General features: G+C 26.0%; 2 protein-coding genes. Both read right to left on the bottom strand.

Going from position 1 to position 1492, the window contains the following annotated elements:
- Positions 1-111: tRNA-dihydrouridine synthase (locus tag ACGH46_RS10990; RefSeq protein ID WP_411605651.1), on the bottom strand; the 111-nt coding region annotated here is incomplete at its 3' end.
- A 399-nt stretch (positions 112-510) separates the two neighbouring features.
- Entirely contained in the window at positions 511-843 is a 333-nt protein-coding gene (locus ACGH46_RS10985; RefSeq protein ID WP_267350728.1) for a hypothetical protein, read from the bottom strand.
- Positions 844-1492: the final 649 nt, after the last annotated feature.

The raw sequence follows: 1492 nt of genomic DNA, 5'->3' as shown, positions 1-1492 counted from the left end.
TTCGGTATACAGTAAAGTTTGTTTGGTCAATATCCGATGAAAATACCGACAATGTTTATCGGTCCAATCGAGCATGGACGCTACAGAAAATTTATTTAGTGTTGATTTCATTAATGTACCAAATTTAAAGCGGTAATTAAGTTATGAACTTAACATATATTCTATCATAAAACATAGTATACAATGATGTTAGGGGTTTGTGTTTAATTCAGAAGAGTATCAACAAAAAGTGCATAATTTAAGTTGTTATTTATCTTGTTATATTGGATTTTAATTTATAAAATTATATTATTTAATTAAATCAATAGGTTTGTTAAATCTTTAAAAGATTACTTATTAAAAGTCATAAATTTATTAAAAGTATCATATTTATACGAGCAATCTATTTATTCATCGTAGTCTTTATTTGCTATAGAATTTTAATTTGTTGCGCAATAATGATAACTATTTATGAAAGAACAAACTTTAACAATAAACCCCAGTTAAATAACTGAGGTTTATTTGATTAGATTAATCAAATTTCAAATGGTCAAAAATATACACTAATACAGCAAGTGCGAATTTGCCTATAAGATAAACAGCAATACACACTAATCCTATTAGGATAATAAACGCCAAAGTATTTGCAAGCTTATCTACGAATTTAATTTGAGTCCGTAGATGATCATTAGAATTTGAACTAATTTCATTTTTGATTTGATCAAATATTTCAGGATATAAATTAACGTAACCCACTCCACATAAGAGATAGACATACCACTTACGTTTCTCTAGATCAGGATAATCATCAATCAGTTTATCAAAATGCTTTAAACTTAATTCAAGTTCGCTAGTTCCTGCCATTCGTTCGCCGTTTCGCATTGGTAGTAATGTAACAATTGAACGATCAAGATCCATCAATATTGCTATTGATACTCCGTTTTCACTGTTTTCGAATAAGAATCCGATAATTTTATTATATGACATAATGTAAAAATATTGATTAATTAACTAATTAATTATGTGAATTACTTCACCAGTAGGTAGCTATTAACTCAACATTGTGAGTTAGGCTAACCTGTTTCTATATTAAACCGATAATCGTTAAATTTCAATATTTTTTCCATAATGTATTTTACTTAATTCTACAGTAATAATTTTTTATCTCTTTAGTTAGTTTATTAAACTATATTGAATCAATTTAGCTTTTTATCAAAACACCATCAGTGTTAATATTAACTGTATTACCCAGTTATCATCTCAATTGATTTTAATTAGTCATAGTTTTTCAGCTAATCAAATAACTTTTTTATTGAAAGAGGAGTGAAGTGAATTGCGTAAAATTTGTAGATAATTTTATTTTTTATATCTAGGTAACTTTGGGTTAATTAGATGCAATATGATTGATAATTTTGATAATTTCAAGACAATGAACACTTATATCATTCAATAAAAACCCCAGTTAAATCAATAACTGGGGGGTAAAATAAATTAAAAATTTAATTTATTTTTT

Origin of the sequence: Gilliamella sp. CG22 (genome assembly GCF_046635725.1) — a bacterium.
Taxonomy (GTDB): domain Bacteria; phylum Pseudomonadota; class Gammaproteobacteria; order Enterobacterales; family Orbaceae; genus Gilliamella; species Gilliamella apicola_I.
This window is presented reverse-complemented; position numbering and strand designations above follow the sequence as displayed.

What these genes read in the sequence shown, in the direction of transcription:
- ACGH46_RS10985 (WP_267350728.1), bottom strand. Translation starts at nt 843, where the DNA reads ATGGCAGGAACTAGCGAACTTGAATTAAGTTTAAAGCATTTTGATAAA.